General features: G+C 50.9%; 14 protein-coding genes. 9 read left to right on the top strand and 5 right to left on the bottom strand.

Annotated features, from left to right (window positions below; genetic code table 11):
- Nucleotides 1-502 precede the first annotated feature (502 nt).
- Together pbpG and C1192_RS01280 are read right to left on the bottom strand one after the other, a co-directional pair.
- The gene (pbpG, locus tag C1192_RS01285) at nucleotides 503-1,432 is read right to left on the bottom strand and encodes a D-alanyl-D-alanine endopeptidase (RefSeq protein WP_038355335.1); all 930 of its coding nucleotides are present in this window, start codon (nucleotides 1,430-1,432) and stop codon (nucleotides 503-505) included.
- Between the two features lie 173 nt (nucleotides 1,433-1,605).
- The gene (locus C1192_RS01280; protein WP_010379386.1) at nucleotides 1,606-2,193 is read right to left on the bottom strand and encodes a Yip1 family protein; all 588 of its coding nucleotides are present in this window, start codon (nucleotides 2,191-2,193) and stop codon (nucleotides 1,606-1,608) included.
- Between the two features lie 169 nt (nucleotides 2,194-2,362).
- Here C1192_RS01280 and C1192_RS01275 point away from each other — a divergent pair, with 169 nt between their 5' ends.
- Nucleotides 2,363-2,932: a DedA family protein gene (locus tag C1192_RS01275; protein WP_038355320.1), complete on the top strand. Its 570-nt coding sequence runs from the start codon at nucleotides 2,363-2,365 to the stop codon at nucleotides 2,930-2,932.
- A 26-nt stretch (nucleotides 2,933-2,958) separates the two neighbouring features.
- Here C1192_RS01275 and mdtQ read toward each other — a convergent pair whose 3' ends face one another.
- Nucleotides 2,959-4,398 carry a multidrug resistance outer membrane protein MdtQ gene (gene mdtQ, locus C1192_RS01270; RefSeq protein WP_038355321.1) on the bottom strand — a complete coding sequence of 480 codons (1,440 nt, stop codon included), beginning with the start codon at nucleotides 4,396-4,398 and terminating at the stop codon, nucleotides 2,959-2,961.
- A gap of 223 nt (nucleotides 4,399-4,621) precedes the next feature.
- Here mdtQ and yohP point away from each other — a divergent pair, with 223 nt between their 5' ends.
- Nucleotides 4,622-4,705, top strand: coding sequence for a small membrane protein YohP (gene yohP, locus C1192_RS26260; protein ID WP_000691708.1), 84 nt, complete (start codon nucleotides 4,622-4,624; stop codon nucleotides 4,703-4,705).
- A gap of 180 nt (nucleotides 4,706-4,885) precedes the next feature.
- On the opposite strand, the gene dusC is transcribed toward yohP, so the two are convergent.
- Entirely contained in the window at nucleotides 4,886-5,833 is a 948-nt protein-coding gene (dusC, locus tag C1192_RS01255; RefSeq protein WP_038355322.1) for a tRNA dihydrouridine(16) synthase DusC, read from the bottom strand.
- Nucleotides 5,834-6,106: 273 nt separating this feature from the next.
- Between dusC and C1192_RS01250 the strand changes: the two genes are divergently transcribed.
- From C1192_RS01250 to preA, 7 genes are all read left to right on the top strand, one after another.
- Entirely contained in the window at nucleotides 6,107-6,505 is a 399-nt protein-coding gene (locus tag C1192_RS01250) for a CidA/LrgA family protein (RefSeq protein ID WP_001516704.1), read from the top strand.
- Nucleotides 6,502-7,197, top strand: coding sequence for a CidB/LrgB family autolysis modulator (locus C1192_RS01245; protein WP_000968214.1), 696 nt, complete (start codon nucleotides 6,502-6,504; stop codon nucleotides 7,195-7,197). Before C1192_RS01250 ends, C1192_RS01245 begins: the two co-directional genes overlap by 4 nt.
- A gap of 129 nt (nucleotides 7,198-7,326) precedes the next feature.
- A complete protein-coding gene (cdd, locus tag C1192_RS01240) occupies nucleotides 7,327-8,211 on the top strand; it encodes a cytidine deaminase (RefSeq protein ID WP_000553575.1) in 885 nt (294 codons plus the stop codon).
- Nucleotides 8,212-8,406: 195 nt separating this feature from the next.
- Complete coding sequence (gene sanA, locus C1192_RS01235) at nucleotides 8,407-9,126, top strand: outer membrane permeability protein SanA (RefSeq protein WP_000920076.1); 720 nt, start codon at nucleotides 8,407-8,409, stop codon at nucleotides 9,124-9,126.
- Nucleotides 9,127-9,128: 2 nt separating this feature from the next.
- Nucleotides 9,129-9,368, top strand: coding sequence for a DUF2542 family protein (locus tag C1192_RS01230; RefSeq protein ID WP_000383084.1), 240 nt, complete (start codon nucleotides 9,129-9,131; stop codon nucleotides 9,366-9,368).
- Nucleotides 9,369-9,496: 128 nt separating this feature from the next.
- On the top strand, nucleotides 9,497-10,735 hold the full coding sequence (locus C1192_RS01225) for an NAD(P)-dependent oxidoreductase (RefSeq protein ID WP_038355323.1): 1,239 nt from the start codon (nucleotides 9,497-9,499) through the stop codon (nucleotides 10,733-10,735).
- The gene (gene preA, locus C1192_RS01220; RefSeq protein WP_038355324.1) at nucleotides 10,729-11,964 is read left to right on the top strand and encodes an NAD-dependent dihydropyrimidine dehydrogenase subunit PreA; all 1,236 of its coding nucleotides are present in this window, start codon (nucleotides 10,729-10,731) and stop codon (nucleotides 11,962-11,964) included. The genes C1192_RS01225 and preA overlap by 7 nt, the downstream gene beginning before the upstream one ends.
- A gap of 116 nt (nucleotides 11,965-12,080) precedes the next feature.
- Here the strand turns inward: preA and mglC are convergent, their stop codons facing one another.
- Complete coding sequence (mglC, locus tag C1192_RS01215) at nucleotides 12,081-13,091, bottom strand: galactose/methyl galactoside ABC transporter permease MglC (protein ID WP_001275110.1); 1,011 nt, start codon at nucleotides 13,089-13,091, stop codon at nucleotides 12,081-12,083.
- Nucleotides 13,092-13,100 lie beyond the last annotated feature (9 nt).

Here is a 13,100-nt window from a genome sequence, read left to right as displayed (position 1 = left end):
TCCTGCCTACGGACGCGTCACGTTTGTAGGCCTGATAAGATGCACAGGCATCGCATCAGGCACGGGCATCTAATGCCGGATGCGCCGTGAACGCCTGATCCGGCCTACGGACGCGTCACGCTTGTAGGCCAGATAAGATGCGCAGGCATCGCATCAGGCACGGGCATCTAATGCCGGATGCGCCGTGAACGCCTTATCCTGCCTACGGACGCGTCACGTTTGTAGGCCTGATAAGATGCACAGGCATCGCATCAGGCACGGGCATCTAATGCCGGATGCGCCGTGAACGCCTTATCCTGCCTACGGACGCGTCACGTTTGTAGGCCTGATAAGATGCACAGGCATCGCATCAGGTACGGGCACCTAATGCCGGATGCGCCGTGAACGCCTTATCCGGCCTACGGATGCGTCACGTTTGTAGGCCTGATAAGATGCGCAGGCATCGCATCAAGCACGGGCACCTAATGCCGGATGCGGCGTGAACGCCTTATCCGGCCTACCCTTAATCGTTCTGAGCCGTCTGCCCAGCCGCCATCTGGGCGGCTTTTTGTTTTTTATAGCTCAACGCCGCTGCCGGAACAGGCATCACTTTGCCGGTTTCAATCCACGTGCGTAAACGACTCGCATCGGCAAAATGGGTATATTTGCCAAATGCATCCATCACCACCAACGCCACCGGTTTATTATTGAAGACCGTACGCATTACCAGGCAATGCCCCGCCGCATTAGTAAAACCGGTTTTGGTTAACTGGATATTCCAGTTATCGCGATACACCAGGTGGTTAGTATTACGGAATGGCAAGGTATAAGCCGGGTTTGAGAAGGTCGCCATCTCTTCGCGAGTGGTACTTAACTGACCAATCAACGGATACTGTTTGGTGGCAATCAGCAGTTTGGTTAAATCACGGGCAGTTGAAACGTTATGCACCGACAATCCGGTCGGTTCAACGAAGCGCGTGTTGTTCATTCCGAGAGATTTCGCTTTCGCATTCATCGCATTAATAAATGCGTTATAGCCACCAGGATAATGGTGCGCCAGGCTTGCCGCTGCGCGGTTTTCTGAAGACATCAGCGCCAACAACAGCATCTCTTTGCGGCTGATTTCGCTGTTCAGTCGCACGCGCGAATAAACGCCTTTCATCTCTGGCGTCTGGCTGATATCCACTTTCAGTTTTTCATCCAGCGGCAATCGTGCGTCAAGCACCACCATCGCAGTCATTAATTTGGTAATTGAAGCAATCGGACGCACCAAATCCGGGTGGTTCGAATAGATCACTTTGTTGGTATTGAGATCAACAATCATCGCACTACCGGAGGCAATTTCCGGCTGCGAAGCTGTAGTCGCGGCTGCCGTTTTGGCAACGGCCTGAGGCGCAAAAGGCACAGCCAGCATCAGGGCCAGGCTAAATAAAGAAACTCGAAATTTCGGCATGATGAGCATTCAGATAGTGGTTCACGCGCATGGGTTGCGCACCGCCGGAGTAAGGATTTACTGAGGCTGGCGAGGCCATCATAACGAGCAAAAAGTGCGATCGTCAAAGGAGAATCGTGAGGAAATGCTGCATTGCTGATATTTACGCCAACAATGCAGCACAAAAGAACTTTCTAGAACAGGCGATAACCGTAACCCCACAGAATAACGGTAATGGCGAGCAGCACTTCCAGCACCAGCACGCCAATCGCCAGTGTCGAACTGGAGAAGCTAAGACCTTCCTCTTTGTTGATATTCAGGAAGCTTGGAATACCGAGATAAAGCAGATAGCCGGTGTAAAACAGCGCCACCGTTCCCACCAGCGCACACAGCCAGACCAACGGGTAAAGCGCCACCAGGCCGCTTAAAAACAGCGGTGTTGCAACGTAGCCCGCGAAAACCATACAGTGCGCAAGCGACGGGCGCTGTGGGTAATTGCGTGCCATCCACCAGATGACTCGTCCCATCACTGCCACCCCAGCCAGCATAACGCCATAAAACAAGACAGCCAGCGCCAGTCCGGTAAACCAGGATAACTTCAGGATAGTGCCATCGCCAAAATTCCAGCCGATTTGTGTAGTGCCAATAAAGGCGCAGATCACCGGGATCGCCGCCATCAGCAGAACGTGGTGGGTGTAGTGATGAGAAATCGTTTCGTTTTCACGATTAATCACCTGCATTTCACGATCGGGATGGGAAAACAGTCCCCAGACATGGCTCATACCGCCCCCTTGTTGTGAGTTCATGAACCTGACAGTTCAAGTATAAGTCAGTTTGTGGTTGTTTTTTGTTCTGACGCAAAATTTGCGTCGCGTGATAAAACGCCTTCTCCTGCGTAAACAATTCACAGGGTGTATGCTTACAGACAATCAAACGGAGACAGACCGACCTATGGATCTCAATACACTCATCTCACAATATGGTTATGCCGCGCTGGTGCTCGGTAGTCTGGCAGAGGGTGAAACCGTGACATTGCTGGGGGGCGTTGCGGCACATCAGGGATTATTAAAATTCCCACTGGTGGTTCTTTCTGTGGCGCTTGGCGGCATGATTGGCGACCAGGTGCTTTATCTGTGCGGACGGCGATTTGGCGGCAAACTGTTACGCCGTTTATCAAAACATCAGGACAAAATTGAGCGCGCACAAAAGCTGATCCAGCGCCATCCTTATCTATTTGTCATCGGCACGCGTTTTATGTACGGCTTTCGGGTGATTGGCCCAACGCTAATTGGTGCCAGCCAGCTCCCACCGAAAATCTTTCTGCCACTGAATATTCTCGGCGCGCTGGCCTGGGCGCTGATTTTTACCGCTATTGGTTACGCGGGAGGCCAGGTGATTGCGCCGTGGCTGCACAATCTCGATCAGCATTTGAAACACTGGATTTGGTTGATTCTGGTCGTGGTTCTGGTGGTTGGCGTGCGCTGGTGGCTGAAACGGCGTGGGAAGAAAAACGCTGGATAAACCTAACGCCCCCACAGGCATATTCATCAGCTACGTTTATAACCACCACCCAGCGCACCGGTGAGCTGAATGGACGCATCCAGCCATTGCCCTTGCAAAAGCAGACCGTTCGCCCGTTCACGGAGCGCCGGGATTCGGGCTTCGCTGATGCGAGAACCTGCGATGATACCTGCGTTAAAACGCGCCTGCGCCAGACTAACTACCCGCAGGGCATCGCGCTCAATTTGCGCCTGATGCTGATTTTTCTCCGCCAGTGTCTGAACCTGAGTTGCTGCCCGCGCCACGTCATTCACCGCTTCAACCACCGCTTTGTTGTAACTGGCGATCGACAAATTGCTTTCGGCTTTCACAATATCAAGGTTGGCGTTAAGACGACCACTATCGAAAATAGGTAGCGTCAGACCTGCCGTAACGCCCATTTGCTGCGCAGAATGACGGAACAAATCGCTTAAGTGCAGCGCATCTTGTTGCAGAAAGGCCATCAGGTTGATGTCGGGGTAAAAGGCAGCTTTTGCCGCATCGATGGTGCTTAAGGATGATGCAACGTACCAGTGTGCCGCCTGTAAGTCTGCCCGGCGAGCCAGCAAAGAATAGCCCAGGTCGTCAGGAAGTTTGCTTTCCACTTTGGGCAGCGCAACCGGATGCAGTTTTAAGGCGCTCGTCTGGCTGTTAGTCAGCGCAGTTAGCCGCGCCTCAATAATTTTCATTTTCCCCGCGACATCGTTGAGCTGTTGCCGGGTTTTGCTGGCATTGATATCGGTTTCGACACCTTCAACCGACGAGGTAATGCCGCGCAGATATAACTGGCGGTCGGTCGCGATAATCGTGTTCTGCTCTTTTTCGATTTGCTGCAAGACAGTGTTTAAAGCTGCCAGGGTTTGCCACTCCCAGTACAAACGAGCCACACTGCCTGCCAGCAATTGCCGGGTCTGCTCGCGTTCTGCCGCCTGCGCTTTTACCGTACCGAGGCGCGCAGTCACTTCCGCCCGATTCTTTCCCCAGATATCGAGATGCCAGCCCGCCATTAAACCAAAGGTGCCGTTGGTGTACCAGGGGCCGGTAGTGCCTGCGGCAGGATCGTCCAGGGCAAACGGCCCCATTAACCCTTCTGCCGACATTTTTTGCCGTTCCATATCCGCAGAAAAATCGAGCTGTGGACCATCCTGGGCGGCGACGGCCTTCGCCTGTGCTTCAGCCAGTTGAATGCGCTGTTCAGCAACCTGCATATCCGGCGCGTTCTGTATGGCATTATTAATTAAGGAAGTGAGTTGATTATCGTGATATTCCAGCCACCACTGACTGTCCGGCCAGCCGTTTTTCAGAGATACCGGTAATGCGGTGTCAACATGTGTGGCGGGCGTTTGCTGGCTTAAAGCCTGGCGTGTTTCATGCATAGGCGCACACCCGGCCAGAGTAAGTAACAACGGAAAACAGGCGATTGCCGGATAAAAGGAATCACGATTCATGGGGGAGTAATCAGGTAAGAAAAGGTGCGCGGAGATTACCGTGTGTTGCGATATATTTTTTAGTTTCGCGTGGCAATACATCAGTGGCAATAAAACGACATATTCAGAAAGATATAAAGTAAGTGAATGATATTCTCCGATTTATCTTAATTCTTTATGAATGGCGGCAAAGGGTTTTGTTTTTTCCTATACTTATTTAGCACTCACAAATAAAGGAACGCCAATGAAAATTATACTCTGGGCAGTATTGATTATTTTCCTGATTGGGCTACTGGTGGTGACTGGCGTATTTAAGATGATATTTTAAAATTAATTAATGTCATCAGCTCCGAAAATAACGAGGATATTTCAGTCTCTCATCCTGTTGCGCCCCTGTCATGTACATTGCTTCATATAATCACTGGCGCAAGGAGCACGCAGGGGGTGGATAATCACCTCCTCCCCCTGCCCCCCGGCTTATCCCTTATGGCTATCGGGTCGATGATTTTTAGAGTTTTTCTATATCAATCGCCTGAATAGCCCTTGCAATATCAGGGGAATTATTCAACACCCGAACATGATGAAATAAATCCGTTGCTTCATCATATTCTTTACGCAAATAACTCAACCACTGCTTAATCCGTGCGACGTGATATAACCCGGTATCGCCCTGTTTTTCCAGACGGGTATATTTTTGCAGCAATGCAACGACCTCCGGCCACGGCATCCGCGGTTCGTTATATTTCACCACTCGGCTCAGGTTAGGAATATTAAGCGCCCCACGCCCAATCATCACCGCGTCACAACCGCTGATAGCTATACATTGTTGCGCACTCTGCCAGTCCCAGATTTCTCCGTTGGCAATAACCGGAATGGCCAATCGCTGACGAATATCGCCTATCGCCTGCCAGTCGATATGCTCCGCACGGTAACCCTGCTCCTTTGTCCGCCCATGAACGACCAGTTCCGTAGCCCCAGCCTGCTGGACAGCATCGGCAATTTCAAACTTCTTATCACCGCTGTCCCAACCAAGCCGCACTTTCACACTGACGGGTAAATGCGCCGGTACAGCTTCGCGCATCGCTTTTACCCCCTGATAGATAAGTTCAGGATCTTTGAGTAACGTTGCCCCGCCGCCACTGCCGTTAACCGTTTTCGACGGGCAACCGCAGTTGAGATCCACGCCCCAGGAACCCAACTCCACCGCACGGGCGGCGTTCTCTGCTAACCATTGCGGGAACTGCCCCAGCAGTTGTACCCGCACCAGTGTCCCGGAAGGCGTTCGACTGGCGTTTTGCAGCTCAGGACAAATGCGATGAAAAACTTTTACCGGCAGCAGTTGATCCACCACGCGGACAAATTCGGTGATGCACAGATCGTAGTCATTAACTTCGGTCAGTAATTCACGCACCAGGGAGTCAAGCACACCCTCCATCGGTGCCAGTAACACACGCATATCATCACCCGCAAAAAAATGAGGCGCTATGGTAGCGCCTCCGGTCAACGGATTAAAGGTCTGCAGAGAGGGATTGCTGCAAACTACAATCCCTCTCTATGCTTGATGTATGGCTGGCGCGCTTTCTGATCTGCAAAAGTATGGTATGCCTGAGTTCGCTGCTCACATCGTCATGCCCTGGTGCGAAAAATAAGCGATGTTTTCTTAATGTGATCGGTAGCACATTTTACAGATTAATTGTATGATGAATCCATCTCATCTGGGGTGTTGATTATGAGTAAGACACTGAACATTATCTGGCAATATTTACGCGCTTTTGTCCTGATTTATGCCTGCCTGTATGCAGGCATTTTCATTGCTTCCCTGCTACCGGTAACCATTCCGGGCAGCATCATCGGGATGCTAATCCTGTTTGTCCTGCTGGCCTTGCAAATTCTTCCGGCGAAGTGGGTCAATCCGGGGTGTTACGTACTGATTCGCTATATGGCACTGTTGTTTGTGCCAATTGGCGTAGGCGTAATGCAATATTTTGATTTGCTACGCGCACAGTTTGGCCCGGTGGTGGTTTCCTGTGCCATTAGTACGCTGGTGGTTTTTCTGGTGGTGAGCTGGAGTTCGCACCTGGTACACGGTGAACGTAAAGTCATAGGTCAGAAAGGATCAGAAAAATGATGGCGAATATCTGGTGGTCATTACCGCTGACATTGATTGTCTTTTTTGCCGCCCGCAAACTGGCAACACGGTATAAGTTTCCGTTGCTTAACCCGTTGCTGGTGGCAATGGTGGTGATCATTCCTTTTTTAATGCTGACCGGCATCTCTTACGACAGCTACTTTAAAGGTAGCGAAGTGTTAAACGATCTGTTGCAACCGGCGGTGGTCGCACTGGCCTATCCTTTATATGAACAACTGCACCAGATCCGCGCGCGCTGGAAATCCATCATCACTATCTGTTTTATCGGTAGCGTGGTCGCGATGGTGACGGGGACTTGCGTAGCATTGTTGATGGGCGCTTCACCGGAAATCGCTGCATCAATATTACCGAAATCGGTTACCACACCAATTGCGATGGCCGTTGGTGGCAGTATTGGCGGTATTCCGGCAATCAGCGCGGTTTGTGTGATTTTTGTCGGTATTTTGGGTGCGGTGTTTGGTCATACGCTACTCAATGCGATGCGTATTCGTACCAAAGCAGCGCGTGGCCTGGCGATGGGGACGGCCTCTCACGCCCTCGGAACAGCGCGCTGTGCCGAGCTGGATTATCAGGAAGGCGCATTTAGTTCGCTGGCGTTGGTGTTATGCGGGATTATTACCTCGCTGGTTGCACCATTTCTTTTCCCGATTATTCTGGCAGTAATGGGCTAAAATTTGCGATGCGTCGCGCATTTTTGATGTAAGTTTCACGCGTTGTATAATTAATGAGATTCAGATCACATATAAAGCCATAATGGGTTCGTAAACTGTTATCCCATTACATGATTATGAGGCAACGCCATGCATCCACGTTTTCAAACTGCTTTTGCCCAACTTGCGGATAACTTGCAATCTGCACTGGAACCCATTCTGGCAGATAAGTATTTCCCCGCGTTGTTGACCAGAGAGCAGGTCTCTTCGCTGAAGAGCGCAACGGGGCTGGACGAAGACGCGCTGGCTTTCGCACTGCTACCACTGGCGGCGGCCTGTGCCCGCACGCCATTGTCGAATTTTAATGTTGGTGCCATTGCGCGCGGCGTGAGTGGAACCTGGTATTTTGGTGCCAATATGGAATTTATTGGCGCAACAATGCAGCAAACCGTTCATGCCGAACAAAGCGCAATCAGCCACGCCTGGCTGAGCGGTGAGAAAGCGCTCGCGGCCATCACCGTTAACTACACACCTTGTGGTCACTGCCGTCAGTTTATGAACGAACTGAACAGCGGGCTGGATCTACGCATTCATCTGCCGGGCCGCGAAGCGCATGCGCTGCGTGACTATTTGCCGGATGCCTTTGGGCCGAAAGATCTGGAGATTAAGACACTGCTGATGGACGAGCAGGATCACGGCTATGCGCTGACTGGCGATGCGCTTTCTCAGGCGGCAATTGCCGCGGCCAACCGTTCGCACATGCCTTACAGCAAGTCTCCAAGCGGCGTGGCGCTGGAATGCAAAGACGGTCGTATTTTCAGTGGTAGCTATGCTGAAAACGCCGCATTCAACCCAACTCTACCGCCGTTGCAGGGCGCATTAATTCTGTTAAATCTCAAAGGTTATGATTACCCGGATATTCAGCGGGCGATTCTGGCAGAAAAAGCCGATGCGCCGCTGGTTCAGTGGGATGCAACCTCGGCAACGCTGAAAGCTCTCGGTTGTCACAATATCGACCGCGTGCTTCTCGCTTAAGCCCGGTGCCGGATGCGGCGTGAACGCCTGATCCGGCCTACAGAGTGCAAAATTTCGTAGGCCGGATAAGCGTAGCGCATCCGGCATTTCTACTCACCCTGGTGTCGAAAATCCCGGCAAACAGTTTGCCGTTTCTTGCGCAAAGCCCACAGGTAAAGTAGCCTGATTGAAATTCCCCAAGATCGAGTTTTCAGCATGTTAAAGCGCGTGTTCTACAGCCTGTTAGTCCTGATCGGCTTGCTGCTGTTGACAGTGCTCGGCCTCGATCGCTGGATGAGCTGGAAAACTGCGCCTTATATCTACGATGAATTGCAGGATCTCCCCTACCGCCAGGTCGGCGTGGTACTTGGTACGGCAAAATATTATCGTACTGGGGTGATTAATCAGTATTACCGCTATCGTATTCAGGGTGCAATAAATGCCTATAACAGCGGTAAGGTGAATTATCTATTACTTAGCGGTGATAACGCATTACAGAGTTATAACGAACCGATGACCATGCGCAAAGATTTAATTGCCGCTGGCGTCGATCCGGCTGATATTGTTCTCGACTACGCCGGTTTTCGTACCCTGGATTCCATCGTGCGTACACGCAAGGTGTTCGATACCAACGACTTCATTATTATTACTCAGCGTTTCCACTGTGAGCGGGCATTATTTATCGCTCTGCATATGGGTATTCAGGCGCAGTGCTATGCCGTACCGTCACCAAAAGATATGTGGTCAGTACGTATTCGCGAATTTGCCGCCCGCTTCGGTGCGCTGGCTGACCTTTATATTTTTAAACGTGAACCGCGCTTTTTAGGACCACTGGTCCCTATTCCGGCAATGCACCAGGTGCCCGAAGATGCGCAGGGTTATCCCGCCGTCACGCCAGAACAGTTACTTGAATTACAAAAGAAACAAGGAAAGTAGTTATGGATGTTCAGCAGTTTTTTGTCATTGCCGTTTTTTTCCTTATCCCGGTATTTTGTTTTCGCGAAGCATGGAAAGGCTGGCGTGCTGGCGCAATTGATAAACGGGTTAAAAATGTGCCGGAACCGGTGTATGTCTGGCGTGAAAAAAATCCCGGTCTCTTCTTTGCTTATATAGTGGCGTATAGCGGCTTCGGTATTTTATCCATCGGTATGATTATTTATCTTATTTTTTACCGATAATATTATTTCTCGCCCACTGTTAACTATTGAGAATAATTATTATTTCCCCCGCACGCTTAGCCTTAATATCAGCACGTTATATTTACTATACGTTCGCCTTAATTACCCATAGCATTAAGGAAGATCACATGCCGCAACAAAATTATCTGGATGAACTCGCTCCGGCTTTTACGCCTTTACTGGCGATTAAAGAAGCCTCTCGTTGTTTATTATGCCACGACGCCCCTTGCAGCCAGGCGTGCCCGGCGCAAACCGATCCGGGAAAATTTATTCGCTCAATCTATTTTCGTAATTTTAAAGGCGCTGCCGAGACTATTCGCGAAAATAATGCCCTCGGTGCCGTTTGTGCCAGAGTGTGCCCCACAGAAAAATTATGCCAGAGCGGTTGTACCCGCGCAGGTGTCGATGATCCGATTGATATTGGCCGCTTACAGCGTTTTGTTACTGATTTCGAACAACAAACCGGAATGGAAATTTATCAACCGGGCAGTAAGACGCTTGGTAAAGTAGCGGTTATCGGTGCTGGCCCTGCTGGGCTGCAGGCCAGCGTGACGCTAACCAACCTGGGTTACGACGTCACGGTTTACGAAAAAGAAGTACAACCAGGCGGCTGGTTGCGTAACGGCATTCCACAATTCCGTTTGCCGCAGTCGGTGCTGGATGCGGAAATCACCCGTATCGAAAAAATGGGTGTAACTATTAAGTGCAACTGTGAAATTGGCAAAACGCTCTCGCTGGAGCAACTGAAAGCAGAAAACCGCGCGGTACTGGTAACCGTGGGGTTATCGCGTGGTTCCACCCTGCCGCTGTTTGAGCATAGCGACGTTGAGATTGCCGTCGATTTCCTGCAACGCGCACGCCTGGCACAAGGCGATATCAGCATTCCACAAAGCGCATTAATTATTGGCGGCGGCGATGTCGCGATGGACGTTGCCAGTACGCTGAAAGTTCTCGGTTGTCCGGCGGTGACCTGCGTGGCGCGTGAAGAATTAGATGTGTTTCCGGCAAGCAAGAAAGAGTTCACCGGTGCTCAGAAATTGGGGGTATCGATTATCGATGGCTTTACGCCTGTGGCGGTAGATGGCAATAAAGTGACGTTTAAACATGTTCGTTTACCGGGCGAGCTGACGATGGCGGCAGACAAAATTATTCTCGCCATCGGTCAACATGCCGAACTTACCGCTTTTGCTACACTGGAACCCCAACGTAACACTATCGAAACGAAAAATTACCAGACCCGTGACCCGCAACTGTTTGCCGCTGGCGATATTGTTGAGGGTGATAAAACCGTGGTCTATGCCGTGAAGACCGGGAAAGAAGCCGCCGAGGCGATCCATCACTATTTAGAGGGAGCTTGCTCATGTTAACGAAAGATCTTTCTATTACCTTTTGCGGCGTGAAGTTTCCCAACCCGTTCTGCCTCTCTTCTTCGCCAGTAGGCAATTGCTATGAGATGTGTGCCAAAGCCTACGACACCGGCTGGGGCGGCGTGGTATTCAAAACTATCGGCTTTTTTATCGCTAACGAGGTTTCGCCACGTTTTGATCATCTGGTGAAAGAAGATACCGGTTTTATTGGCTTCAAAAATATGGAGCAGATTGCCGAACATCCGCTGGAAGAGAATCTGACCGCTCTGCGTCGGCTGAAAGAGGATTACCCGGACAAAGTGCTGATCGCCTCGATCATGGGGGAAAATGAGCAACAATGGGAAGATCTGGCGCGTCTGGTGCAAGAAGCTGGCGCGGATATGATCGAATGTAATTTCTCCTGCCCGCAGATGACTTCTCATGCGATGGGTAGCGATGTCGGGCAAAGCCCGGAACTGGTAGAGAAATATTGTCGGGCGGTGAAACGTGGTTCAACGCTGCCGATGCTGGCGAAGATGACGCCGAATATCGGTGATATGTGCGAAGTGGCGCTGGCGGCTAAGCGTGGCGGTGCAGATGGCATTGCAGCGATTAACACCGTTAAATCCATCACCAATATCGATCTGAATCAGAAAATCGGTATGCCGATCGTTAACAGTAAATCGAGTATTTCCGGTTATTCCGGTAAAGCGGTGAAACCGATCGCCCTGCGCTTTATTCAGCAAATGCGCACGCATCCGGAGCTGCGCGATTTCCCGATCAGCGGTATTGGCGGCATTGAAACCTGGGAAGACGCGGCAGAGTTTTTATTGCTCGGCGCGGCTACACTGCAGGTGACCACCGGAATTATGCAGTACGGTTATCGGATTGTGGAAGATATGGCGAGCGGGTTATCGCATTATCTTGCCGATCAGGGATTTGACTCGTTACAGGAGATGGTGGGTCTGGCGAATCACAATATTGTCCCGGCGGAAGATTTAGACCGCAGTTATATCGTCTATCCCCATATCAATCTTGATAAGTGTGTCGGCTGCGGGCGCTGTTATATTTCCTGCTACGACGGTGGTCACCAGGCGATGGAATGGGATGAGAAAACACGCACGCCACATTGTAATACTGAGAAATGCGTCGGTTGTTTGCTTTGCGGTCATGTTTGCCCGGTTAGCTGTATTGATCTCGGGGAAGTGAAGTTTAAGAAGGGAGAGAAAGAACATCCGGTAACGTTGTAGGACGGATAGTAGGACGGATAGTAGGACGGATAAGACGCACCAGCGTCGCATCCGACATTTGACACCAACTGCCGGATGCGGCGTAAACGTCGCATCCGGTAATGCCCAAATTCACATCACTTCTTACGCGCGTACTTCAGGGAATCCAGCGCCACGGCGAAGATAATGATCGCCCCTTTGATGATGTACTGCCAGTACGGGTTGACGCCGATATAGGTCAGACCGTAGTTGATGACCGTAAAGATAATGACCCCGGTCACCACGCCAATGACCGTACCCACGCCGCCGCTAAACGATACACCGCCCACCACGCACGCCGCGATAGCATCCAGTTCATACATAAAGCCGAGGTTGTTGGTGGCGGAGCCGATACGTCCGGCTTCTAACATCCCACCAAAGGCATAGAACACGCCAGACAACGCATAAATCATCAGCAGATTCAGGCCGACGTTAACACCAGAAACTTTCGCCGCTTCCGGGTTGCCGCCAATAGCAAAAATATTCTTGCCGAAACGGGTTTTGTTCCACAGCACCCAGACAAACGCCACGGCAATCAGCGCGTAGAAGGTGATGTAAGATAGCCGGAAACTCCCCAGCGCAATAAACCCCTGGGCAAAGGTGGAGAAGCCGCTATCAAAACCGGAAATCGGTGACGCACCAACAAAGTCGTAATAGAGCGAGTTGATACCGTAGACGATAATCATCGTGCCGAGCGTGGTAATGAACGGCGTCACGTTGAGGTAAGCGATAATCAGACCGTTGATCAAACCGATAACCGCGCCAATGGCACAGACTATCAGAATAACCAGCGCAATCGGCATGGTCGCCATTTCGGGGAATACTTTGTTGGCGTTATCCATCGATTGTAACAAGGTAGCCGCCACCACCGCCGCCAGCCCTACCTGACGACCAGCAGAAAGGTCAGTTCCCTGGGTGACAATTAACCCTGCCACGCCGAGCGCGATAATAATACGCACCGATGATTGGGTAAGAATATTACTTAAGTTCAACAGACTTAAGAATGTTGGGTCCTGGAAAATAATAATAGCCAGCAAAACTAAAAGAACGACGTAAATACCACCTTCTTTCAGGTAAGTAAGAAAACTTTTCTTATTTAACGCACTCATGGGAAGCCC

Origin of the sequence: Escherichia marmotae (assembly GCF_002900365.1) — a bacterium.
GTDB classification, from domain to species: domain Bacteria; phylum Pseudomonadota; class Gammaproteobacteria; order Enterobacterales; family Enterobacteriaceae; genus Escherichia; species Escherichia marmotae.
The sequence above is the reverse complement of the archived record's forward strand: the minus strand, read 5'-3'. Positions and strand labels throughout refer to the sequence as shown.

Excerpts from the sequence above, each read along its gene's own strand:
- pbpG (WP_038355335.1), bottom strand. The coding sequence starts at position 1,432 with ATGCCGAAATTTCGAGTTTCTTTATTTAGCCTGGCCCTGATGCTGGCT.
- C1192_RS01280 (WP_010379386.1), bottom strand. The coding sequence starts at position 2,193 with ATGAGCCATGTCTGGGGACTGTTTTCCCATCCCGATCGTGAAATGCAG.
- C1192_RS01275 (WP_038355320.1), top strand. The coding sequence starts at position 2,363 with ATGGATCTCAATACACTCATCTCACAATATGGTTATGCCGCGCTGGTG.
- mdtQ (WP_038355321.1), bottom strand. The coding sequence starts at position 4,398 with ATGAATCGTGATTCCTTTTATCCGGCAATCGCCTGTTTTCCGTTGTTA.
- yohP (WP_000691708.1), top strand. The coding sequence starts at position 4,622 with ATGAAAATTATACTCTGGGCAGTATTGATTATTTTCCTGATTGGGCTA.
- dusC (WP_038355322.1), bottom strand. The coding sequence starts at position 5,833 with ATGCGTGTGTTACTGGCACCGATGGAGGGTGTGCTTGACTCCCTGGTG.
- C1192_RS01250 (WP_001516704.1), top strand. The coding sequence starts at position 6,107 with ATGAGTAAGACACTGAACATTATCTGGCAATATTTACGCGCTTTTGTC.
- C1192_RS01245 (WP_000968214.1), top strand. The coding sequence starts at position 6,502 with ATGATGGCGAATATCTGGTGGTCATTACCGCTGACATTGATTGTCTTT.
- cdd (WP_000553575.1), top strand. The coding sequence starts at position 7,327 with ATGCATCCACGTTTTCAAACTGCTTTTGCCCAACTTGCGGATAACTTG.
- sanA (WP_000920076.1), top strand. The coding sequence starts at position 8,407 with ATGTTAAAGCGCGTGTTCTACAGCCTGTTAGTCCTGATCGGCTTGCTG.
- C1192_RS01230 (WP_000383084.1), top strand. The coding sequence starts at position 9,129 with ATGGATGTTCAGCAGTTTTTTGTCATTGCCGTTTTTTTCCTTATCCCG.
- C1192_RS01225 (WP_038355323.1), top strand. The coding sequence starts at position 9,497 with ATGCCGCAACAAAATTATCTGGATGAACTCGCTCCGGCTTTTACGCCT.
- preA (WP_038355324.1), top strand. The coding sequence starts at position 10,729 with ATGTTAACGAAAGATCTTTCTATTACCTTTTGCGGCGTGAAGTTTCCC.
- mglC (WP_001275110.1), bottom strand. The coding sequence starts at position 13,091 with ATGAGTGCGTTAAATAAGAAAAGTTTTCTTACTTACCTGAAAGAAGGT.